Source organism: Pedococcus soli (genome assembly GCF_054782575.1).
Genome location: NZ_BAAGSF010000004.1, coordinates 517,765 through 538,276, shown reverse-complemented (window position 1 = coordinate 538,276; position 20,512 = coordinate 517,765). Strand labels below are relative to the sequence as shown.

The 20,512-nt window shown below is 71.0% G+C and carries 23 protein-coding genes and 1 tRNA gene; 13 read left to right on the top strand and 11 right to left on the bottom strand.

Features of this window, described 5'->3' with window-relative positions:
- Nucleotides 1-132: 132 nt before the first annotated feature.
- Together ACYVKF_RS08600 and ACYVKF_RS08595 are read right to left on the bottom strand one after the other, a co-directional pair.
- The gene (locus ACYVKF_RS08600; RefSeq protein WP_056920211.1) at nt 133-1,596 is read right to left on the bottom strand and encodes a sensor histidine kinase; all 1,464 of its coding nucleotides are present in this window, start codon (nt 1,594-1,596) and stop codon (nt 133-135) included.
- Entirely contained in the window at nt 1,593-2,327 is a 735-nt protein-coding gene (locus ACYVKF_RS08595; protein ID WP_460966138.1) for a response regulator transcription factor, read from the bottom strand. Before ACYVKF_RS08595 ends, ACYVKF_RS08600 begins: the two co-directional genes overlap by 4 nt.
- Before the next feature lie 134 nt (nt 2,328-2,461).
- On the opposite strand from ACYVKF_RS08595, the gene ACYVKF_RS08590 reads away from it, so the two are divergent.
- The 3 genes from ACYVKF_RS08590 to ACYVKF_RS08580 all read left to right on the top strand — a co-directional run bounded on the left by ACYVKF_RS08590 (nt 2,462) and on the right by ACYVKF_RS08580 (nt 3,856).
- Nucleotides 2,462-2,932 (top strand): DUF4385 domain-containing protein, encoded by a 471-nt coding sequence (locus tag ACYVKF_RS08590; protein ID WP_460966137.1) that lies wholly within the window; start codon nt 2,462-2,464, stop codon nt 2,930-2,932.
- Nucleotides 2,933-3,035: 103 nt separating this feature from the next.
- Nucleotides 3,036-3,662, top strand: a complete 627-nt coding sequence (locus tag ACYVKF_RS08585) for a hypothetical protein (protein ID WP_460966136.1) — start codon at nt 3,036-3,038, stop codon at nt 3,660-3,662.
- Complete coding sequence (locus tag ACYVKF_RS08580) at nt 3,659-3,856, top strand: hypothetical protein (protein WP_056915910.1); 198 nt, start codon at nt 3,659-3,661, stop codon at nt 3,854-3,856. The genes ACYVKF_RS08585 and ACYVKF_RS08580 overlap by 4 nt, the downstream gene beginning before the upstream one ends.
- 3 nt (nt 3,857-3,859) lie before the next feature.
- Here ACYVKF_RS08580 and ACYVKF_RS08575 read toward each other — a convergent pair whose 3' ends face one another.
- Complete coding sequence (locus ACYVKF_RS08575) at nt 3,860-4,903, bottom strand: LacI family DNA-binding transcriptional regulator (RefSeq protein WP_235529304.1); 1,044 nt, start codon at nt 4,901-4,903, stop codon at nt 3,860-3,862.
- A 114-nt stretch (nt 4,904-5,017) separates the two neighbouring features.
- On the opposite strand from ACYVKF_RS08575, the gene ACYVKF_RS08570 reads away from it, so the two are divergent.
- The 4 genes from ACYVKF_RS08570 to ACYVKF_RS08555 are packed head-to-tail and all read left to right on the top strand — an operon-like array spanning nt 5,018 to nt 8,386.
- Nucleotides 5,018-6,127, top strand: a complete 1,110-nt coding sequence (locus ACYVKF_RS08570) for a substrate-binding domain-containing protein (protein ID WP_056917310.1) — start codon at nt 5,018-5,020, stop codon at nt 6,125-6,127.
- A 2-nt stretch (nt 6,128-6,129) separates the two neighbouring features.
- Nucleotides 6,130-7,152, top strand: a complete 1,023-nt coding sequence (locus tag ACYVKF_RS08565) for an ABC transporter permease (RefSeq protein WP_056915908.1) — start codon at nt 6,130-6,132, stop codon at nt 7,150-7,152.
- Entirely contained in the window at nt 7,149-7,982 is an 834-nt protein-coding gene (locus ACYVKF_RS08560) for an ATP-binding cassette domain-containing protein (RefSeq protein ID WP_056915907.1), read from the top strand. Before ACYVKF_RS08565 ends, ACYVKF_RS08560 begins: the two co-directional genes overlap by 4 nt.
- Complete coding sequence (locus ACYVKF_RS08555) at nt 7,979-8,386, top strand: universal stress protein (protein WP_056920214.1); 408 nt, start codon at nt 7,979-7,981, stop codon at nt 8,384-8,386. The genes ACYVKF_RS08560 and ACYVKF_RS08555 overlap by 4 nt, the downstream gene beginning before the upstream one ends.
- A gap of 99 nt (nt 8,387-8,485) precedes the next feature.
- Here ACYVKF_RS08555 and ACYVKF_RS08550 read toward each other — a convergent pair whose 3' ends face one another.
- Both ACYVKF_RS08550 and ACYVKF_RS08545 read right to left on the bottom strand, forming a co-directional pair.
- The gene (locus ACYVKF_RS08550; protein WP_460966135.1) at nt 8,486-9,979 is read right to left on the bottom strand and encodes a hypothetical protein; all 1,494 of its coding nucleotides are present in this window, start codon (nt 9,977-9,979) and stop codon (nt 8,486-8,488) included.
- 113 nt (nt 9,980-10,092) lie between these two features.
- On the bottom strand, nt 10,093-11,931 hold the full coding sequence (locus ACYVKF_RS08545) for a phosphoenolpyruvate carboxykinase (GTP) (RefSeq protein WP_056915904.1): 1,839 nt from the start codon (nt 11,929-11,931) through the stop codon (nt 10,093-10,095).
- A 494-nt stretch (nt 11,932-12,425) separates the two neighbouring features.
- Here ACYVKF_RS08545 and ACYVKF_RS08540 point away from each other — a divergent pair.
- A tRNA-Arg gene (locus tag ACYVKF_RS08540) sits at nt 12,426-12,498 on the top strand.
- Between the two features lie 112 nt (nt 12,499-12,610).
- Here the strand turns inward: ACYVKF_RS08540 and ACYVKF_RS08535 are convergent.
- Together ACYVKF_RS08535 and ACYVKF_RS08530 are read right to left on the bottom strand one after the other, a co-directional pair.
- Nucleotides 12,611-13,066, bottom strand: coding sequence for a VOC family protein (locus tag ACYVKF_RS08535; protein ID WP_056920217.1), 456 nt, complete (start codon nt 13,064-13,066; stop codon nt 12,611-12,613).
- A 25-nt stretch (nt 13,067-13,091) separates the two neighbouring features.
- A complete protein-coding gene (locus tag ACYVKF_RS08530) occupies nt 13,092-14,072 on the bottom strand; it encodes a helix-turn-helix transcriptional regulator (RefSeq protein WP_460966134.1) in 981 nt (326 codons plus the stop codon).
- Between the two features lie 96 nt (nt 14,073-14,168).
- Between ACYVKF_RS08530 and ACYVKF_RS08525 the strand changes: the two genes are divergently transcribed.
- Complete coding sequence (locus tag ACYVKF_RS08525; RefSeq protein ID WP_460966133.1) at nt 14,169-15,710, top strand: MFS transporter; 1,542 nt, start codon at nt 14,169-14,171, stop codon at nt 15,708-15,710.
- A gap of 19 nt (nt 15,711-15,729) precedes the next feature.
- Here ACYVKF_RS08525 and ACYVKF_RS08520 read toward each other — a convergent pair whose 3' ends face one another.
- Both ACYVKF_RS08520 and crcB read right to left on the bottom strand, forming a co-directional pair.
- Nucleotides 15,730-16,101: a fluoride efflux transporter FluC gene (locus tag ACYVKF_RS08520; protein ID WP_056920219.1), complete on the bottom strand. Its 372-nt coding sequence runs from the start codon at nt 16,099-16,101 to the stop codon at nt 15,730-15,732.
- Nucleotides 16,098-16,511: a fluoride efflux transporter CrcB gene (crcB, locus tag ACYVKF_RS08515; protein WP_162246874.1), complete on the bottom strand. Its 414-nt coding sequence runs from the start codon at nt 16,509-16,511 to the stop codon at nt 16,098-16,100. The genes ACYVKF_RS08520 and crcB overlap by 4 nt, the downstream gene beginning before the upstream one ends.
- Nucleotides 16,512-16,549: 38 nt before the next feature.
- Between crcB and ACYVKF_RS08510 the strand changes: the two genes are divergently transcribed.
- Both ACYVKF_RS08510 and ACYVKF_RS08505 read left to right on the top strand, forming a co-directional pair.
- The gene (locus ACYVKF_RS08510) at nt 16,550-17,002 is read left to right on the top strand and encodes a YbaB/EbfC family nucleoid-associated protein (RefSeq protein WP_460966132.1); all 453 of its coding nucleotides are present in this window, start codon (nt 16,550-16,552) and stop codon (nt 17,000-17,002) included.
- On the top strand, nt 16,999-17,427 hold the full coding sequence (locus ACYVKF_RS08505) for a hypothetical protein (RefSeq protein ID WP_460966131.1): 429 nt from the start codon (nt 16,999-17,001) through the stop codon (nt 17,425-17,427). Before ACYVKF_RS08510 ends, ACYVKF_RS08505 begins: the two co-directional genes overlap by 4 nt.
- Nucleotides 17,428-17,433: 6 nt before the next feature.
- Here the strand turns inward: ACYVKF_RS08505 and ACYVKF_RS08500 are convergent, their stop codons facing one another.
- Nucleotides 17,434-17,823 (bottom strand): hypothetical protein, encoded by a 390-nt coding sequence (locus ACYVKF_RS08500; protein ID WP_056915887.1) that lies wholly within the window; start codon nt 17,821-17,823, stop codon nt 17,434-17,436.
- 116 nt (nt 17,824-17,939) lie between these two features.
- Here ACYVKF_RS08500 and ACYVKF_RS08495 point away from each other — a divergent pair, with 116 nt between their 5' ends.
- A complete protein-coding gene (locus tag ACYVKF_RS08495; RefSeq protein ID WP_056915886.1) occupies nt 17,940-18,236 on the top strand; it encodes a hypothetical protein in 297 nt (98 codons plus the stop codon).
- Entirely contained in the window at nt 18,233-19,246 is a 1,014-nt protein-coding gene (locus tag ACYVKF_RS08490; protein WP_460966130.1) for a hypothetical protein, read from the top strand. Before ACYVKF_RS08495 ends, ACYVKF_RS08490 begins: the two co-directional genes overlap by 4 nt.
- A gap of 6 nt (nt 19,247-19,252) precedes the next feature.
- On the opposite strand, the gene ACYVKF_RS08485 is transcribed toward ACYVKF_RS08490, so the two are convergent.
- Nucleotides 19,253-20,482: a pyridoxal phosphate-dependent aminotransferase gene (locus ACYVKF_RS08485; protein ID WP_460966129.1), complete on the bottom strand. Its 1,230-nt coding sequence runs from the start codon at nt 20,480-20,482 to the stop codon at nt 19,253-19,255.
- Nucleotides 20,483-20,512 lie beyond the last annotated feature (30 nt).

Genomic DNA, 20,512 nt, shown 5'->3' with positions numbered 1-20,512 from the left:
AGGTGTCGCGCGGCCAGCGGCAGCACGGCGAAGGGTGGGAACCTGCCGCTTCCGGTCGTCCGGAGGCGGCAGGTTCCCACCCTTGGGTGGTGGAGGAGCCCGTATGGCGCCCGCTCGCCCGCAGGGGCCGCGTCAGTGGGCAGGGAGCAGGACCGTGAACGTCGTGTCGCCGGGGGCGCTGGCGAGCTCGACGCGTCCGCCGTGGGACTTGGCGACCGCGTCCACGATGGACAGGCCCAGGCCGGTGGAGCCGGCGGCCCGGTTGCGCGAGTCGTCACCACGCGTGAACCGCTGGAACACGTTGCGCTGCAGGGGCTCTGGGACCCCAGGACCGTCGTCGGCCACGCTCACGCGGATCCACTCGCCCTCGGGGCGGACGGAGGTGACGACCTTGGTGCCCTCGGGGGTGTGGGTGCGCGCATTGGCGAGGAGGTTGGCCACGACCTGGTGCAGCCGGGCCTGGTCGCCGGAGACCTCCACGGGTTCGTCGGGCAGGTCCAGCTCCCAGCGGTGGTCGGGAGCAGCGGCGTGGGCGTCGCTGACGGCGTCCATCGCCAGCAGCGACAGGTCGACCGGTTCGCGCTCGAGCGGGCGGCCGGCGTCCAGCCGGGCCAGCAGGAGCAGGTCCTCGACCAGGCCCTGCATGCGCAGCGCCTCGGACTCGACGCGCGACAGCGCGTGGGTGACCGACGCGGGCACCGGCTCGTGCTCGCGTCGGGACAGCTCGGCATACCCGCGGATGGAGGCGAGCGGCGTCCGCAGCTCGTGCGAGGCGTCGGCGACGAACTGCCGCACCCGCTGCTCGCTCTCGTGCCGGGACTGGAGGGCGCCCTCGACGTTGTCGAGCATGCTGTTGAGCGCGAGGCCGACCTGGCCCACCTCGGTGCGCGGGTCCGTGTCCGCGGCGGGTACCCGCTCGGCCAGGGCCACGTCACCGGAGTCGAGCTTGAGGCGGGAGACCTGGGTGGCCGTGTGGGCGACCCGCTGGAGCGGGGCGAGGTTGCGACGCACCAGCCAGAGGCCACCGGCCCCCACGACGATGAAGCCGACCGCGGTCCCGCCGATGATGAGCGTGACCACCGTGTTGATGGTCTCGGTCACGCCGGCCATGGGCAGGCCGCTGACGGCCGTGGCGCCACCCGGTGTGCGGATCGAGACGACGCGGTAGTCGCCGAGGCCGACGATGTCGACCGTCTTGGGTGTGCTGCCGATGCTCGCGTCCTGCAGCTGGGTGATCTGGGCGCTCGTGAGCTGGCCGTAGGAGCCGGCCTCGGCGACCCGGTTCACGGTGGCCACGCCGTCGAGGAGGGTGAGGCTGAGGAACGCACCGCCGCCGCCGGGAGGACCGCCACCGCCGGGGCCGCGGTTGTCGTGGTCGCCGTCGGGTCGGCCGCCGTCACGCATGACGTTGGCGATCACGTCGCTGTCGAGCTGACCCTGCAGGTAGTTGTGCAGCAGGAACACGGTCAGCGACGAGGTCGCCAGGGTGACGGCGAGGAACAGCCCGACGACCGTGGCGACGAGCTTGGTGCTGAGCGACCACACGGCCGGTCGGAACCGGGTGCGGGCCGCGCCGACGGCGGCTGCGGGGCTCATGACGCGGGCTTGAGGACGTACCCGACGCCGCGCATGGTGTGGATCATGGGCTCGCGACCGGCGTCGATCTTCTTGCGCAGGTAGGAGATGTAGAGCTCGACGACGTTGGCCTGGCCGCCGAAGTCGTAGTTCCACACGCGGTCGAGGATCTGGGCCTTGGACAGGACGCGCTTGGGGTTGCGCATGAGGTAGCGCAGCAGCTCGAACTCGGTGGCGGTCAGCGCGACCTGCTCGCCCGCACGGGTCACCTCGTGGCTGTCCTCGTCCATGGTGAGGTCGCCGACGACGATCACCGAGGACGACTCGTCGGTCACGACGGCGGTGCGGCGCATGAGCGCGCGCAACCTGGCGACGACCTCCTCGAGGCTGAACGGCTTGGTGACGTAGTCGTCGCCGCCGGCCGTCAGACCGGCCACGCGGTCCTCGACGGCATCCTTCGCGGTGAGGAACAGCACGGGCACGTTGGGGGAGTCCGAGCGCATCCGACGCAGCACCTCGAGCCCGTCGAAGTCGGGCAGCATCATGTCGAGCGCCACCGCGTCGGGCTGGAACTCGCGGGCGGCGCGGACCGCGTTCGCGCCGTTCGAAGCGGTCCGCACCTCCCAGCCCTCGTACCGGAGGGCCATCGACAGCAGCTCGGTGAGGTTGCTCTCGTCGTCCACGACGAGCACCCGCACGGGGGAGCCGTCGACGCGCTGGAGCTTGGCGGAGGTGGACTGCTGCGTGTTCATGGTCCTAGACAACACCCGGATGCTGGGCACGGGCCACGCACAGACTGTGCGAATCCTGTGAAGCCTCTGTGCCGGTCCTCGCTGCGACCTTGGTGGGCGCGCGCTCGCGGGAGATGCCGGGGATACTGCAGCGGGTGGCGACCAGAGGGGACGATATCCGGGCGCACCCCGAGCGTTACCGGGTGGGGCGCGGCGAGCAGGGGGTCCTGACCGTGCAGCCGTACAAGGACGAGCTGCTGCCGTTGTGGCGGTTCCGCACGCCGGACGTCGCGACGCAGAGTGCTGCCGCCCTGAGGTCGGCCTTCGACGCCTACCTCGGTGCCGGCGACCTCGTGGGTGCCGACATGGCTCGCAAGTTCCTGCAGATGGGGTTCACCCGGGCGCGCCGGTACGCCAACCACCCCGGCGGCCGCAAGTACGACGGACCGGTCCCCGCAGACCGCCGCGGCCAGAGCGGGGCCCACGGCCGGGCCGAGCTGCCCCGCGGTCCGCAGGACTCGGTCAAGGCCGAGTCGGCCCGCATCTTCAAGCAGGCCTGGGACGAGGTCGAGCAGGTGCAGGAGTACACGTCGTGGCGAGCCGCCCACAAGGCGCAGCACGGCTAGGAGCGGATGCTCAGTCGCCCGACACGCCTCCCACAGCCTGCCCACAGGCCGGACGCCGACTCTCGGTGGGACCAAGCCACCACCACCTCGCCGGAGGCGTCCGATGACGAACCCCACGATCCCCACCGACATCCACGACCCGAGCGCCGACACGGCACCGGTCGAGTGGGCCACCACCCGGACGATGCCGTATGCAGCGCCGCCGGCCGACGCTGCCGCTGCTCCCACCGCTGCGTCGACCGAGGCGTCCTCGGCCGCCGCTCCCACACAGTCCGCGCCGGAGGCGATGGCCCCGAGCACCGCGCCCGCCCTCAACCCGCCGGTGTGGTCCGGCCGCAAGACGGCGATCGCCGCGGCTCTCGCCATCGGCATCTCGGCGATGGGCGCGGCCGGTGCCGCAGCGGCCCTGCCGGTCGGCTCGACCCAGGGCGGTTCGGGACAGTTCCAGCCCGGCGGGTTCGGCGGCCGCGGACCGGGTGGTCCGGGTGGCCCCGGCGGCTTCGGACCCCAGGGCACGCAGCAGGGCACCCAACAGGGAACGCAGCAGGGAACCACCCAGAACCCGAACGGCACCGGGCAGCAGTTCCCCGGGGGGACGACCCAGCAGGACCCCAGCCAGCTCGGCCAGCTCGGCCAGCTCGGCCAGCTCGGCCAGCCCGGTGTCCCCGGTCAGGGTTCGGTCCCGGGTCAGGGTGTGGCCCCGGCCGACCCGAGCGCGAGGACGACATGAGCCCCGTGGCGGCGACCCGGTCGGTCCTGGGGTCGATCGCCTCGCACGCGCACGCGCCATACCCGGCTCGCCGGAGGCCACGCCGTCCGGCTGCGTTGCAGCGCAAGGACTTCGGGGCGCTGCCGATCTGCGGTTCGGTCCGTCCGCTCGCGTCCCAGCGCGAGCAGGCGGCGCTGCGCGCGGAGCGGCCCTAGGTCCTACTGCTCGGGGCGGATCTCGCCCGAGCCACGGACGACCAGCTCGGGCGTGAGCACCACGTGCTGGGGGGCCGAGGTGTCGCCGTCGATCCGGGCGAAGAGCCGCTTGGCGACCTCGAACCCGATCATGGCGACATTCTGCTTCACCACGGTCAGGGGTGGGTCGACGATGTCGGCGAGGGGGAAGTCGTCGAACCCGACCAGGGCGACCTGTCCGGCGACGCCGCGGTGGTGCAGTGCGCGAATCGCGCCGATGGCCAACGAGTTCCGCGCTGCGAAGACTGCGGTCGGGGGGTTGGCCGAGTCGAGAAGGAGAGTCAGCGCCGCGATGGCGTCGTCAGGCGAGCGCAGGGACGTCGCCTCGACGGCCGGGTCGGACTCGACGCCGGCGTCACGGAGGGCGGCGAGGAACCCCTCGTGCCGGGTCCGGGCGGTCTGGATCGTGGGGAGGTCGCCGAGGAAGGCGATCCGCCGATGGCCATGTGCGAGTAGGTGATCCACGGCCATCCGTGAACCACCCGCGTTGTCCACCGTGACCGAGTCCGTGTCGACCCCGTTGGGTCGGCGGTCGACGAAGACGATCGGCAGACCGCTGCGCAGGTCGTCGGCGAGGTAGTCGTGGCGCTCGGTGGCGGGCATGAGCAGCAGTCCGTCGACGCGCCGGCGGACGAGCCCCTCGACGAGGGAGCGTTCGCGTGCCGGTTCCTCGTCGAGGCTGGAGGCGACGATCGCGACGTCGCGGTCGCGGGCGGCGTCCTCGAGGCTGCGCAGCAGGCTGGCTGAGAACGAGTTGCTGACGTCCTGGAGGAGGGCTCCGACCATGGCGCTGCGGCCGTGGCCGCGGCGCAGGTTGCTCGCCGCGAGGTTGTGTCGATAGCCGAGCTGGGTCACGGCGCGCTCGACCCGGGCCGTGACGTCGGGGGACACCCCTGGTTCGCGGTTCACCACGCGTGACACGGTCTTCAGGCTGACCCCGGCGAGGGCGGCAACCTCGCGCATGGTGGCCCTCGGCCGCCGGGGGTCGTCCTTTGACAACGATGTCACGATCACGGGGCTAGTTGTACATTACCCGTTGACAAACGCACAACCGGGGGCTAGAAATTCTCCTGACAACGTTGTCACGCGGCGATGGAGCCGCCTGAGAAGGGGAGCACCCTGATGCCTCGTATCACCCTGCAGAACCCGTCCCTGCGCCGCAGCCTCGCGGTGACCGTCGCCGTCTCCGCCGCCTTTGGCCTCACGGCCTGCAACCGGGCCAGCTCGAGCGACGCCGGTGGAAGTGGTGGGGGCAACGCCACCGTCGGCGTCACGCTCATCACCAAGGACTCGACCAACCCGTTCTTCGTCGCCATGCAGAAGGGCGCCAAGGCCGACGCGGGCAAGAACAACGTCAAGCTCACCGTCGCCTCCGGCAAGCAGGAGGGTGACGACCAGGGCCAGATCACGGCCATCGAGGACGCGATCGCCCGCGGCGACAAGGGCATCCTCATCACCCCGATGAGCGACGGGGTCAACTCGGCCATCAAGAAGGCGCGCGACGCCAAGCTCTTCGTGATCGCCCTCGACACCCCGCCCGACCCGGCCGACACGGTCGACATCACCTTCGCGACCAACAACCGCAACGCCGGCAAGCTCGACGGCCAGTGGGCCGCCAGCCAGCTCGACGGCAAGCCCGCCGTGATCGCGCTGCTCGACCTGTTCAGCGACAAGATCGTCTCGGTCGACTACAACCGCGACCAGGGCTTCCTCGAGGGCATGGGCATCGACGTCGCCGACGGCAAGAAGAACGGCGACGAGGCCAAGACCGGCAAGTACACCGGTGGCAAGGGCGGCGACTACACGATCGTCTGCAACGAGGCCGGTCAGGGCGCCGAGGACGGCGGCCGCACCGCGATGGAGAAGTGCCTCGCGAAGAACCCGAACATCAACCTCGTCTACACGATCAACGAGCCGACGGCCGTCGGTGCCAACGCTGCCCTCAAGGCCGCGAACAAGACGGCCCTCATCGTCTCGGTCGACGGTGGCTGCGCCGGCGTCGGCAGCGTCAAGAGCGGCGTCATCGGTGCGACGGCCCAGCAGTACCCGCTGAAGATGGCCACGCTCGGCATGGAGGCCATCGCCAAGATCGCCCGTGGCGGCGAGAAGCCCAAGGTCACCGACGGACTCGACTTCTTCGACACCGGTGTCGCGCTGGTCACGGACAAGCCTGCTGACGGCGTCCAGAGCATCACGTCCGACGAGGGTTCCAAGATCTGCTGGGGCAACTGACCATGAGCACCCAGGTCACCTCTGCTGCCGCCGAGTTCGCTCGGCGGCAGCAGTCCCCCCTCCAGCGCGTGCAGCACCAGCTGCACGGCAGGCCGTGGCTGAGTCCGCTCTTCCTGCTGTTCGTGGCGTTCGTGGCCTTCTTCATCGGGTCCCCGACCTTCCTGACGGCCAGCTCCATGGGCATCCTGCTCCAGCAGACCGCCGTCGTCGCCGCACTCGCGGTGGGTCAGACGATCGTCATCCTGACCGCGGGCATCGACCTGTCGGTCGGCGCGGTCATGGTGCTGTCGATGATGGTGATGGCGACCCTGGCCAAGGACGACGGCATGCCGGGCATCCTCGCCCTGGCCATCGGTGTCCTGCTCGCCACGGCTGCGGGGGCCCTCAACGGATTCCTCGTGACGCGGATCAACCTGCCGCCGTTCATCGTCACTCTGGGCACGCTGAGCATCTTCACGGCGATCGCCCTGCTCTACTCCGGTGGTGAGAGCATCCAGGCCGACCACCTGCCCGGACTGCTCAACTTCCTCGGTGACGGCTTCGGCATCGGACAGTTCCGGCTGACGTGGGGCATCGTCCTGGTGATCCTCATCTACGCCGTGATGGGCTTCGTCCTGTCCCAGACCGCCTGGGGTCGCTACGTCTACGCCGTGGGTGACGACCCCGAGTCGGCCCGCCTCTCCGGTGTGCCGAGCAAGCGGATCCTGCTGGCCGTCTACACCGTGGCCGGCCTGATCTACGGCCTCGCGGCGTGGATCCTCATCGGCCGTTCCGGTGCGGCGACCCCCAACGCGTTCCCGGACGCCAACCTGGCCAGCATCACGGCTGTCGTCATCGGCGGCACGAGCCTCTTCGGGGGCCGGGGTCGCCTGGTGGGCACGCTCATCGGTGCGCTCATCGTGCAGACGCTCCAGTTCGGTCTCTCCCAGATGGGCGTCGACCAGCAGTGGCGCGTCCTCGCGACCGGCATCCTCGTCATCGTCGCGGTCGCCGTCGACCAGTGGATCAGGAAGGTCAAGTCATGACGACTACATCCCTCGAGGTCGCCCACGGAGGTGTCCCGGCAGGCAAGGAGGAGATCTACGCCAAGCAGCCGGTGCTCTCGGCCCGCAAGCTGGTCATCACCTTCGGCCGCGTCGTCGGGCTCGACGGGGTCGACCTGGACCTCTACCCCGGTGAGGTGCTCGCGGTCATCGGCGACAACGGTGCCGGCAAGTCGACCCTGATCAAGTGCCTCACCGGCGCGTACGTCGCGGACTCGGGTGACATCACCCTCAACGGCCAGCCGGTGCACTTCAAGAAGCCGCAGGACGCCCGCGAGGCAGGCATCGAGACGGTCTACCAGCAGCTGGCCGTCATCCCGGCCCTCGACATCGCGAGCAACCTCTACCTCGCCCGCGAGGAGCGTCGCAAGGGTCCGCTCGGCTCGGTGCTGCGCATGCTCGACAAGAAGGGCATGGAGCGGCGCGCGGGTCAGTCGGTGCAGGACCTCGGGATCCAGACGATCCAGAACATGAGCCAGGCGGTCGAGACCCTCTCGGGTGGACAGCGCCAGGCCGTGGCGGTCGCCCGTGCGGCGGCGTTCGGGAGCAAGGTCGTCGTCCTCGACGAGCCGACCGCAGCCCTGGGCGTCAAGGAGTCGGGCATGGTCCTCGACATGGTCAAGCAGCTGCGTGACAAGGGCCTGTCGGTCATCCTCATCAGCCACAACATGCCGCACGTGTGGGAGGTCGCCGACCGCATCCACATCCAGCGGCTCGGTGGCCGGGCCGGCGTCGTCACGCCGCAGACCCACGACATGGGTGAGGGTGTGGCGATCATGACCGGCGCCAAGCGGCTCGAGGGTCCGTCGTGACCGGCGCTGTGGTGGTCGGCTACATCCCGAGCCCGGAGGGGATCGCCGCCTTCGAGCGCGCCAAGGACGAGGCCGTCCTGCACGGGTCTCGCCTCGTGGTGGTCAACACCGGGCAGAACGGTGACTTCGCGACGCCGAGCTTCGCGACGTCCCAGGACATCGACGCCATCAGGTCGGAGCTGGAGCAGACCGGGCTCGACCACGAGGTGATCCAGGCGACCGGTGGGCTGGCCGCGGCGGAGGAGATCCTCCGCGTGGCCGAGGCCGAGGACGCCAGCCTCATCGTCATCGGCATGCGACAGCGGTCGCCCGTGGGCAAGCTCTTCCTCGGGAGCACGTCCCAGCAGGTCCTGCTCGACGCCCCGTGCGCCGTGCTGGCGGTCAAGGCCCGCAAGGCGCAGTGACCGAGAGGGTCGGTGCCCCGCTCCCGGTGCCGACCCTCCACATCCGCGGACAGCGGTGCGGTGCGGCCCTCGCGGCCACTGCGCACCGCTGTCTCGCGTTCAGCCCCGCGCGGAGCCGAGGCCGAGGACGACGGCCAGTCCCAGCGCGCTGCGCGGGTCGTATGCCGTGCGCCAGAGCCCGCCGTGCACGGCGCCGTCCGCCTCGGCGAGCCAGGGGGCACGGGCCTGGCCGGCCTCCGTGTCGGAGGTCTGCAGGTCGTGGACGAGCAGGGCCGCCATGAGGGTGTTGCTCGTGGCGGGCTCGAACACCTCGATGCCGAACCGGTGGGCACCGGCGTAGGCCGAGGCCAGGGCGCGGTTCTTGACGACCGAGCGGGTCCGCGTCGGAGGGGCGACGTTGAGCGAGACCGTCACGCCGTCCCGGGCGGCGACGGTGGCGCGCCACCGCTGCAGCCGCTTGGCGAGGGCGTAGTTCGGACCCTGCTGCGGCACCAGGCTGTCGTTGAGACCGGGGTCGGAGCCGGGGGCGTAGTTGCGCTGGAGCAGCCGTCCCCCGCTCACGGTCCGCAGGGCCGGGCGGAGCACTCGGGTCACCGCGGACGGCGATCGGTACGCCCGGGTCGAGAACTCCACCGCCTCACGCGGCACGGCGAACACGTCGGTCGGGGTCGCCAGGAAGGCCAGGGCGACGTCCGACCGGCGGCGCAGCAGCTCGACGCTGAGGGCGTCGACGGCCGAGGACACGCGCACGTTGGTGGCGCCGTCGGCATACACGTAGTTGCCCAGTACGAGCGGGCCCTCGAGCTCGGTGAGCCAGTCGGCGACCGCGGGGAGTCCGTGGACGAGGTCCGCCCCGGCGCCGGAGGCGAGGTCGGCCGTCTCCGGTGCCACGCCGGGCGACGACCCGCCGGCGACGGGCAGGTGCAGCGTGCCGGCCGAACCCGCGGCGACGTCGACGACCCGCTTCCAGATGTCGGGGCGGGGGAGGTCGACCCCGACCACCTCGGCGCCCCAGGACAGCAGGGCGCGCAGCGGACCCATCTCGGCACCGGCGCCGAGCACCACGACCTTCCGCCCGGACAGGTCGAGCCACTCGGGGTGGTCCAGCACCTCGCGGACCTTGTCGGCAGCGGAGGGTTCCAGCGACCCGGCCGCGACCCACCGGTCGAGCTGGCGCCGCAGGCCGTCACCGGCGAGGCGCTCGCCGTGCATGGGCAGCGTGAGCGAGGTGGCGCGCTCGCCGGACCCGCGGACGGTGGCGGTCTCCAGCGGGACTCCGGACCCGGCTGTGGCAGAGAAGGCCTCGCCCAGCGGCACCTCGCCCCGGGCCGTCGCGCAGCGCATCCGGGAGCGCAGCGAGTCGAGCCCGGACCGCGCGACGTCGACTGCCGCCTCGCCGTCCCGCAGCAGCCCGGCCTCGACCATCCGTCGGAAGTGGACCAGGTAACCCTGGCGCCAGTTCGTCTCGCGCTCGGCTGCGTGTGCCCCCACAGGGTCGACCTCACGCAGGGCGTCGGCCACGACGGCCCGCCCCAGCGCGGACGTGGACCGCTTGCCGTCGACCTCGGGGAAGACCACTCCGGTGTGCGCCATGCGGGCGAGTATGCCGTGCTTCACCCACAACCGACTTCGGGTGCCCAGACGGTCGGAGTTCCGACCGTCCGGGCACCCGAAGCGGAAGAGCGCGGGGCGAGGACGCCCTCAGGTCACTCCACGCCGAGGCGCGCCTTGAGGCCGTCGAGCTCCACCTGCAGCTGGGTCGGGAGGTTCTCGCCGAACTTGGCGAACCACTCCTCGATCTGCGGGATCTCGGCCTTCCACTCGTCGGCGTCGACCGCGAGCGCCTGCTCGAGCTCGGCGTCGCTCATGTCGAGCCCCGTGGTGTCGAGCGACTCCGGCGTCGGCACGTGGCCGATCGGGGTCTCGACGGCCGCGGCCTTGCCCTCGATGCGCTCGATCGCCCACTTGAGGACGCGGCTGTTCTCGCCGAACCCGGGCCACAGGAAGTCACCGTCGTCGCCGCGACGGAACCAGTTGACGTAGAAGATCTTCGGCAGCTTGGTCGAGTCGGCGTCCTTGCCGAGGTTGACCCAGTGCTGGAAGTAGTCGCCGGCGTTGTAGCCGATGAAGGGCAGCATCGCCATCGGGTCGCGGCGGACGACGCCCACCGCGCCGGTGGCGGCGGCAGTGGTCTCGGAGGAGAGCGTCGCCCCCATGAAGGTGCCGTGGATCCAGTCGCGGGCCTCGGTGACCAGCGGGACGGTGGTCTTGCGGCGGCCACCGAAGAAGATCGCCGAGATCGGGACACCCTTGGGGTCGTAGTACTCCTTGGCGAGGATGTCGCACTGCTCGATCGGGGTGCAGTAGCGGCTGTTCGCGTGGCTTGAGAGCTCCTCGGAGTCGGGCGTCCAGTCCTCGCCCTTCCAGCTGGTGGCGTGGTCGGGGGTGTTCTCCAGGCCCTCCCACCAGATGTCGCCGTCGTCCTTGAGCGCGACGTTGGTGAAGACCGAGTTGCCCTTGTTGATGGTCTTCATCGCGTTCGGGTTGGTGTGCTCGTTGGTGCCCGGGGCGACGCCGAAGAACCCGAACTCGGGGTTCACGGCATACAGCCGGCCGTCCTCACCGAAGCGCATCCAGGCGATGTCGTCGCCCAAGGTCTCGACCTTCCAGCCTGGGATGGTCGGCGCGAGCATCGCGAGGTTGGTCTTGCCGCAGGCGCTCGGGAAGGCGGCTGCGATGTAGTAGACCTGCTGCTCCGGCGAGATGAGCTTGAGGATGAGCATGTGCTCGGCGAGCCAGCCCTCGTCGCGGGCCATGACCGACGCGATGCGCAGCGAGTAGCACTTCTTGCCGAGCAGGGCGTTGCCGCCGTAGCCGGAGCCGTAGCTCCAGATCATCCGCTCCTCGGGGAACTGCACGATGTACTTCTCGGGGTTGCAGGGCCACTTGACGTCCTGCTGGCCCGGCTCGAGCGGGGCGCCGACCGAGTGCAGGGCCGGGACGTACTTGGCCGCGTCACCGAGCTCCTCGATGCGACGGAGCACGTTGACGCCGCAGCGGGCCATGACGCGCATCGAGGCGACGACGTACTCGGAGTCGGTGAGCTCGACACCGAACATCGGGTTCTCGGAGTTGAGGTGTCCCATGACGAACGGGATGACGTACATCGTGCGGCCCTTCATGCAGCCGGCGTAGAGCCCGCGCATGAGGTCCTTCATCTCGTTCGGGTCCATCCAGTTGTTGGTGGGCCCGGCGTCCTTCTCGTCGACGGAGCAGATGTAGGTGCGGTCCTCGACCCGGGCGACGTCGGTCGGGTCGGAGGCGGCGTAGAAGCTGTTGGGCTTGAGCTCGTCGTTGAGCCGGACGAAGGTCCCGGCGGCCACGAGCTTGTCGGTGAGGCGGGTCCACTCGGCGTCGGAGCCGGTGACCCACTCGATGTGGTCGGGGGTGGTCAGTGCGGCCACCTCGTCGACCCAGGCCTGGAGGCCTGCGTGCGTGGTGCCCCCCGCCCGCTGGTCGGTGTGCTGCGTCGCCTCGGTCGTCATCGTGATCGGCCGTCCCTTTCGCCCGGGCGCGAGCGCCCCCGGGATCACCGCGGTTGAATGCGTCCACGTCGACCGGAGTCCACATGGTGAACGCTTCTGATCTGGCCAAGGTAGCCCCGCCGTCACGGTGCCAGGTACCACCGGCGCAGGAGATCGCTCGTGAAAAGCCTCACAACCGGCGGGTAGCCCTGACCTGCATGTTTGCTTCTTGCAAGGCTTGCAAGATCCTTCCGGAATCGGTGGCATTTCTTGCCCGGCGGCCGCCTCGGCGTCCCTGCGGGTGGACCGCTGCGCCGGGCCTGGGGGCGCATCGGACGGGTCGTCAGCGGGTTCCCCAGCCGGTGACGAGCAAGGTATGGCGCCCCCCGCCGGGCCTCGTGCGCCGGTCGTCGGCGGGGGTGTCGGCGCCGGCCCGGCCCACCGATTTCGTGTGCGAGGGGGTCAGCCGGTAGTCTTTCCCGTCGTTGCCTCGGGCGATCCCTGAGGCGACATTCGCGCCCGTAGCTCAACGGATAGAGCATCTGACTACGGATCAGAAGGTTAGGGGTTCGAATCCCTTCGGGCGCACTCTGTGTTGAGACAGAACGACGAAACCCCGGTCCTGTTGGGCCGGGGTTTCGTGTGTCCGGGGGCGGTCGAGCGCCGGTCCGCACCCCGGCACTGAGCCGGGTGAGGCGAGTCAGCTGATGCAGAACTCGTTGCCCTCGGGGTCGTGCAGCGTCACCGCGAAGTAGTCGGCACCCTCGGGGGCGTTGACGCGGGCGATGCTCGCCCCGAGGGCGACCAGCCGCTCGACCTCCGCCTCGAGGCTCGCGCGCCGCTCGGCATACGGCATCGCGTCGCGACCCGGCGTGTGGCGCACGTCGATGTGGAGCCGGTTCTTCACGGTCTTGCCCTCGGGCACCTCCTGGAACCAGATGCGCGGGAGGACGCCCTCGGGATCGAGGATCGCGCCGCTGCCGTTCTCGGCGCCGACGAGGTCCTCCTCCGGGATCCCCGCCGCGAGCCAGTACTCCAACCAGCTCGACCACCCCTGTGGTGCGGGCTCGGGCACGTAACCCAGTGCGGCGCACCAGAACTCGACCACTCGCCCGGTGTCCGCACAGTCCACCGTCAGCTGCCACGTCTTCGTCATGGTCCGAGTGTGTCAGCGAGGGGTGTCAGCGACGGCTGCCAGCGGTCGCCGCGGTGAACCGTTCCCCCCACCGCGCGAGGAGCTCGTGCACCTCCGGGGAGGCCTCCTCGATCGTGAACGGTGCCTCGAGCACCCCGAGAGCGAACGCCGCCCACCTCGCCTGCCGTCCGTCCATCTCGACCCGGCAGGAGTGCGCGTCCACGGCGGTCACCGTGGCCCATCGGGAGATCTGCTCCTCGACGGCCCCCTTCGGCGCGTGGACCAGGACGCGGAGCGAGTTGCCGATCTCGTTGCGGGACAGCCCCTTCCGCACGTATGCCGCCGCGTCACCCCCGGGGACCTCACGGGCGCGGAACCGGGCGCGGGTCCCGGATGGTTCGCTGAGGCGGTCGAGCCGGAACGACCGCCAGTCCTGCCGGTCGAGGTCGTAGGCCAGCAGGTACCACCGCCGACCCACGGTGACGAGGCGGTGCGGTTCGACGTGCCGCCGGACGGGTTCGCCCGCACCCACGCCACCACGCGCCTGGTAGGTGAACCGGACCCGCTCGGCGTCGCGGGTGGCCTGCGCCACCGTCGCGAGCACGTCGGCGTGGACGGTCGGGGCCTCGGCGAAGGGCGAGTCGTCGGTGACGGCCCGCAACGCCTCGGCCCGGCGACGCAGCTTCGGCGGCAGCACCTGGACGACCTTCGACAGGGCGCTGACGGAGGCCTCGGCCAGCGGGCCGGCGGTGAGCTGCGCCGCCCCGTTGAGGGCCACGACCATGGCGATGGCCTCGTCCTCCTCGACGGTGAGCGGCGGCATCGTCGCCCCGGCGCCGAGCTGGTAGCCACCCTCGATGCCGCGGACGGAGTCGACGGGATACCCCAGCTCGCGGAGTCGTTCGACGTCGCGGCGCAGCGTGCGTTCGGAGACCTCGAGCCGGCCGGCGAGGTCCGGTCCGGCCCAGAAGCGATGGGTCTGCAGCAGCGACAGCAGTCGCAGGGTGCGGGAGCTGGTGTTGGCCATGGATCCAGCATGACCCACAAAGCGGTCAGGAAGTGGCCGGAAGTCTCCCTAGCGTGGTGGACGAAGACCTCGACCACGACCGTCAAGGAGACGACCATGACCGCGACAGCCACCACCCGGCCGGAGCCGACCGAGCTCGACCCGCCGGCCCTCGAGGGCGTCATCGCCCGCAGCGCGCTTCCCGTGGGCCGGGCCCGCACCATCGCCCTGCTCAGCCTGTTCCTGGCCTCGACGATGGAGCTGCTCGACAACACCATCGTCAACGTCGCCCTCCCGACGATCGAGAGCGGGCTGGGGGCCACTGCCTCCCAGCTCCAGTGGATGGTCGCGGCCTACCCGCTCGCGTTCGCGGTGGGCCTGATCACCGGGAGCAGGCTCGGGGACCTCCTCGGGCGCAAGCGGATGTTCGTCGCGGGCCTGGTGGGGTTCACCGTGCTCTCCGCGGCGTGCGGGCTGGCCCCGACGCCGGAGGCACTCGTCGTGTTCCGGGCGCTGCAGGGCCTCGCCTCCGCGGCGATGATCCCGCAGGTGCTCTCGAGCATCCAGGTGATGTACGCCCCGCACGAGCGCGCGAAGGCCATGGGCCTGTTCACCGGCCTCGCCGGCACCGCGGCCGTCGCCGGACCGGTCGTGGGGGCGCTCCTGACGGAGGCGGACATCCTGGGCATCGGGTGGCGCTCGATCTTCCTCGTCAACGTCCCCGTCGGGGTGTTCGCCGTCGTTGCCGCCCTGCGCTGGGTGCCGGAGTCGGTGGCGGTCACCCGTCCCCGACTCGATGCCCGCGGCGTCGCCCTGCTCGCCGGGTCGCTGCTGGCCGTCCTCTACCCGCTCACCATGGGACGCGAGCTGGGTTGGCCCGCCTGGGTGTACGCCGTGATGGCGGTCGGCGTCGTGGGGCTCGTCGCCTTCGTGTCCGTCCAGCGCCGGTCCGAGTCCAGCGGTCGTGAGCCGCTCGTGGCGCTCAGCCTGTACCGCGGTCGCGCGTTCGCCGCCGGTTCGGGTGTCTACACCTTCATGTTCGCCGCGATGGGGGCGCTGTTCATCGCCCAGACGATCTACTTCCAGGCCGGCCTGGGGTGGTCGGTGCTCAAGGCTGGTCTCGCCGGGCTCCCGTTCGCCCTGACGACCACGGTCACCGCAGGACTCGGTGTTGCCGTCCTCGGACCACGCATCGGGCGCAGGGTGCTCATGCTCGGTGGCGCCACCTGGGCCGTCGGCGCGCTGGTCATGGCAGCCACGGTGCACGGTGCCGACGCGTCGACGTCGACCTGGGCGTTCCTGCCGGGGCTGATGGTGTCGGGAGCAGGGTTCGGCCTGATGGTCGCGCCGGTGGGCGCCTTCACACTGGCCGACGTCCCGGTCGAGCACGCGGGTTCGGCGTCGGGGCTGTTCAGCACCACCGGCCAGCTCGCGAACGCCGTGGGGGTGGCCGTGATCGGCACGGTGTTCTTCTCGGTCGTCGACGCAAGGTCCTCACGGGTCCCGTCGGAGCTGTTCGGCCCGGCGTTCCAGGTGGCCCTGTGCATCGTCGCGGGCCTGATGGTGCTCGCCGGACTGGCGGCCCGCGCCTTCCCGGCCACCGCCGGGCTCGCGACCGCCCCGGAGCCGACCGACGACGACCACCACCAGCAGGGCTGAGGCGGACGGCTCGGCCGGGTCAGAGCTGCGTGCCGAGGACCCAGCCGAGCCAGACTGCCGCGAGGCCGAGTCCCAGCGACAGGGTGAGGTTCGCGGCGAACGGTCGCCACTCGCGTCGCTCGAGGAACACCCAGGTCTCGAAGGCCAGCGTCGAGAACGTCGTCAGGGCGCCGCAGAACCCGATGCCCACCAACGGCATCACCCAGGGGGGCGCCGTGGCCCACCCGGCGACCAGGCCCAGGACCAGGGAACCGACGACGTTGACGACCAGCGTCCCGAGGATGGTGCCGGCGTCGGAGCGGGCCCGGGCCCAACGGTCGACCAGGAAGCGCAGCGGTGCCCCGACGACCGCCCCCGCCGCCACCAGCAGGGCACCGGCGACACCCGTCACCGGAGGTCACCGAGGACGCGCTGCCCCACCCCCAGCCCGAGGCCGACGGCCACCAGGCCGAGGAGGAACGACGCGAGGACGTAGGCCAGGGCGAGGCCGGGGCGCCCGGCACCTCCCATCGCGTGCACGTCGAGCGCGAAGGAGGAGAACGTGGTCCAGCCCCCGAGGACCCCCACGCCGAGGAAGGGCCGCAGGGCCGGGTGCGGGTCGGTCATCGACAGCACCCACGCGACCAGCAGGCCCATCGCGAACGAGCCGGTGACGTTGACGAGGAACGTCGCCCACGGGAAGTCACCGGTGACGTGCGGCAGGGCCAGCCCGGCGGCATACCGGCCGAGGGAACCCAGCGCCCCACCCGCGGCGACGACGGCGAGCAGCGTCGGCGTCGGTGCGGTGCGGGCCGGGTTCACGCCGCACAGTCTGGCAAAGCGTGGCTAGGGTGGTGCACGTGACTGAGGGGAACAGCGCACAGGACCGTCGCAGCTCTCGCGACCTCGAGACCTCGCTGAGGCAGATCGACGAGGACATCGCGGGCGCCCACGACCGGGCGGCCAAGGCCGACGCGTGGGTGCACGAGGTCGAACGCATCACCGGGACCGGCACCGCCGAGCGCGGCGGAGTGAGGGTCGAGGTGGACCTGCAGGGCATGGTCACCGGCCTGTCGGTCACCGACGCCGTGGCCGCCCGCGGCGGACAGACGGTGGCGTATGCCGTGCTGTCGGCCACCGCGCAGGCCCAGGACGAGGTGCGCCGCAAGGCGGCCGAGAGCAGTGCTGCCACATGGGGCGCCGACTCCGCAGCCACCCGGCACTTCGCCGGGGAGGTCGCGGCCGACAACGTCACCGCACACCCGGACGCGCCCCCGGCAGGTCCCCGCGACACCCGAGGGGGCACCTGGTGAGCACCGGACCCGAGATCTCGCGCTGGGTTCCCGGCGACCCGCCCCCCACCCCGATGCAGCTCGACGCCCTGGCCGCGCGGACCCGCACGGCGCTCGCCTGGCGCGAGTCGTTGACCGCTCTCTCGGGCGAGGGCGAGCACGAGGGCGTGGCTGCCGTGGTTGGCTCCAGCGGTGCGCTGACGGACCTCAAGGTCCCGGACCGCTCGGCCAGGGACGGTGGCGAGGAGGTCTCCCGTCGCGTGCTGGAGGCGATCGGCGCGGCGCAGCGAGACCTCGCCGAGCAGATCCGGGCCTCGGCGCGCGAGGCCTTCGGTGAGGACTCCGACGACGCCGCCACCGTGTCGGCCTCGCTGGAGACGCGGTTCCCCGGCACGGCGAGGGTGCTGCCCCCGGATGAGGGCACGCACGTCACCTGGGGCCGCTGACCGGCCTCAGGACCACCCGCCGGCGACCAGCAGGACCGCCTGCTGCAGGCCGCGCAGGACGCCCAGCGTCAGGGCCACGGCGACGAACGCCCAGGCGGCCCAGCGCCACGCCAGGTCGCTGGGCTCGCGTCGCTCTGGGGCACGGAAGACCGACCACCAGCGGTTCTCGGCGAGCGGGCCGTAGCGGCCGTCCTCACGCGGGGTGAACGGCGCCCACCAGTCACCGAGCCGTCGGGCGCGCACCGCCTCCTTGGCGACGCGCACCGGGAAGAGCCAGAACAGCCACGCCAGGACGGCGACGAGCAGGACCGCCACGACGAGCAGGAAGAGCCGGGCGAGCCAGACGAAGAGCGTGACACCCGAGTCGTCGGTGGCGAAGGGGGCCAAAGCGGTCATGTCGCTCACCCTAGCCATGACGGGCCCGGGGAGCGCTCCCCATGGCGAACCGGGCGGGAGACGCCCTAGCATCGTGCCGTCCACAGGGGGAATCAGGTCAAAGGGGGCGCTTGTCCATGCGTATCGATCTCGAGGCCGACGGCGTCCGCGCCCACGCCTCATCCGTGGAGTCCTTGCGCTCCCGCACCAGCCAGGCGAGCTCGGCGGTCTCGACCACGATGTCGGCCGAGGCGTTCGGCCTGATGAACGTCGCGCTGGCGGGGATCGCCGCCGTCGTCGCCACAGCCGGGCGGATGGCCATCGAGGGCCTGGCGTCCGACCTCGGCGAGACCGGCACCAACCTGCGCCAGCTCGCCACCAACGCCGAGACGACCGACGGCAACGTCGACGCCCGCATGCGGGGCTACCGGTGAGCGGCCTCGTCGCCACTCCCGGCGAACGGTCCTGGCACTCCGGCGCGGGGCTGCTCGACTCGGGCATGACCCTGTGCGAGTCGATCAACGGCGACTCGTGGGTGGACCAGGCCCTGTCGGCCGGCGCCGTCGGCGTCGACGTCTACGCCACCGTCTCCGACCCGCTCGGCAGCCTGTTCGCTGCCGGCATCGGATGGGTCATCGACCACCTGAACCCCATCAAGGACTGGTTCGACGAGCTGACGGGCAACCCCGAGGAGGTCGCCGCCTTCTCCGAGACCTGGAGCAACGTCCGCAACGAGCTCGACCGCATCAAGGCCGACTACGCCCGGCACGCCGAGGCCCAGATGGGGCACATGCAGGGCGAGGCCCTGGAGTCCTACCGCAAGCACGTCAAGGACATGACCGACAAGTACGGCCTGGTGAGCAACGGGGCGCACGCCATCTCGTACGGGTTCGTCGGCGCGGCCGGCCTCGTCCAGCTGGTCCACGGGCTGGTGCGTGACGCCCTCGCCCAGATCGTCGGGGCGCTGTGCAGCTACGTCGCCGAGCTCGTCATCACCCTCGGTGCGGCCACCCCGCTCGTCATCCACCAGGCGACCAGCCGCGTCTCCGCCCTCGTCGCGGAGATCGGGCCCAAGCTCAAGGGCCTGAAGAGCTCGGTCCACTCGCTCGACGAGCTGACCAGCGGACTCAAGGACATCCTCAACGACATCCCGCGCTTCCTCGGCGACCGCTACTCCGTGCCGAACCACCCCGAGCTCAAGTGGGACGACATCCCCTCACGGAACCTCAAGTGGGCCGAGCGGATCAAGGCGATGCCCGGCGGTGAGGGCCTGACGCTGGGTGAGCGGATCCGGCTCATCAACATGCAGGACGAGTACAAGCACCTGCTCGGCACCGGTCAGGACGCCTGGGAGGGCCTGGTCAAGGAGGCGCTGGCGTCCTCGGCGCCGAACAACGTCAACGACGCGATCCGCAGGATCCGGGAGCTCGCCGGCAACCTCTGAGACGCCTCAGGCGCGCCGGGTCTCGAGGAACTCCGCGATCCGGCCGATCGCCTCGGTGAGCACCTCCACGTCGGGGAGGGTGACGAGGCGGAAGTGGTCCGGCTCGAACCAGTTGAAGCCGGTGCCGTGGGTGACGAGGATCTTCTTCTCCCGCAGCAGCTCGATGACGAACTGCTGGTCGTCCTCGATGGCGTAGACCTCGGGGTCGAGCCGGGGGAAGCAGTAGAGGGCGCCGTGCGGCTCGACGCAGGTGACACCGGGGATCTCGTTGAGCAGGCGCCAGGCCGTCTTGCTCTGCTCGTAGAACCGGCCGCCGGGGTGGATGTACTCCTCGATCGACTGGTAGCCACCCAGGGCGGTCTGGATCGCGTGCTGGCCGGGGACGTTGGCGCACATGCGCATGTTGGCCAGCAGGGTCAGGCCCTCGAGGAAGTCGGCGGCCATCGCCTTCGGCCCGGAGACCATGACCCAGCCGGCGCGGAAGCCGCACACCCGGTAGGCCTTGGACAGCCCGCTGAAGGTCAGGCAGAGGACGTCGTCGCCGGCATGTGTCGCGGTGTGGTGGTGCACCGGCTGGTGGTTGGCGTCGGCGAACAGGATCTTCTCGTAGATCTCGTCGGACAGCAGGACGAGGTCGTGGCGCCGGGCGATGTCGACCAGCCCGCGCACAACATCCTCGCTGTAGACGGCGCCGGTCGGGTTGTTCGGGTTGATGACGACCAGGGCGTGGGTGTTCGGCGTGATCTTCGACTCGATGTCCTCGAGGTCGGGGTTCCAGCCGTTCGACTCGTCGCAGCGGTAGTGGACGGGTGTCCCGCCGGCCAGCGTGACCGCGCCGGTCCACAGGGGGTAGTCGGGCGCGGGGACGAGGATCTCGTTGCCGTCGTCGACGAACGCGGTGAGCACCATGGAGATCAGCTCGGACACACCGTTGCCGATGAAGACGTCGTCGACGTGCGTGTCGGTGAGGCCGCGTGACTGGTAGTAGTGCGCCACCGCCGTCCGGGCCGAGTAGATGCCGCGGGAGTCGCTGTAGCCCTGGGAGTTCGGCAGGTGGTGGACCATGTCCTGCAGCACGGCCTCCGGCGCCTCGAACCCGAACGGAGCCGGGTTGCCGATGTTCAGCTTGAGGATCTTGTGCCCCTCGGCCTCGAGGCGCTGGGCCTCGACGAGGATCGGCCCGCGGACGTCGTAGCGGACCTGGTGGAGCTTGCGGGACTGGGTGATTCGGCGCACGCGACCAGTCTTCCAGTTCCCACCACGCGG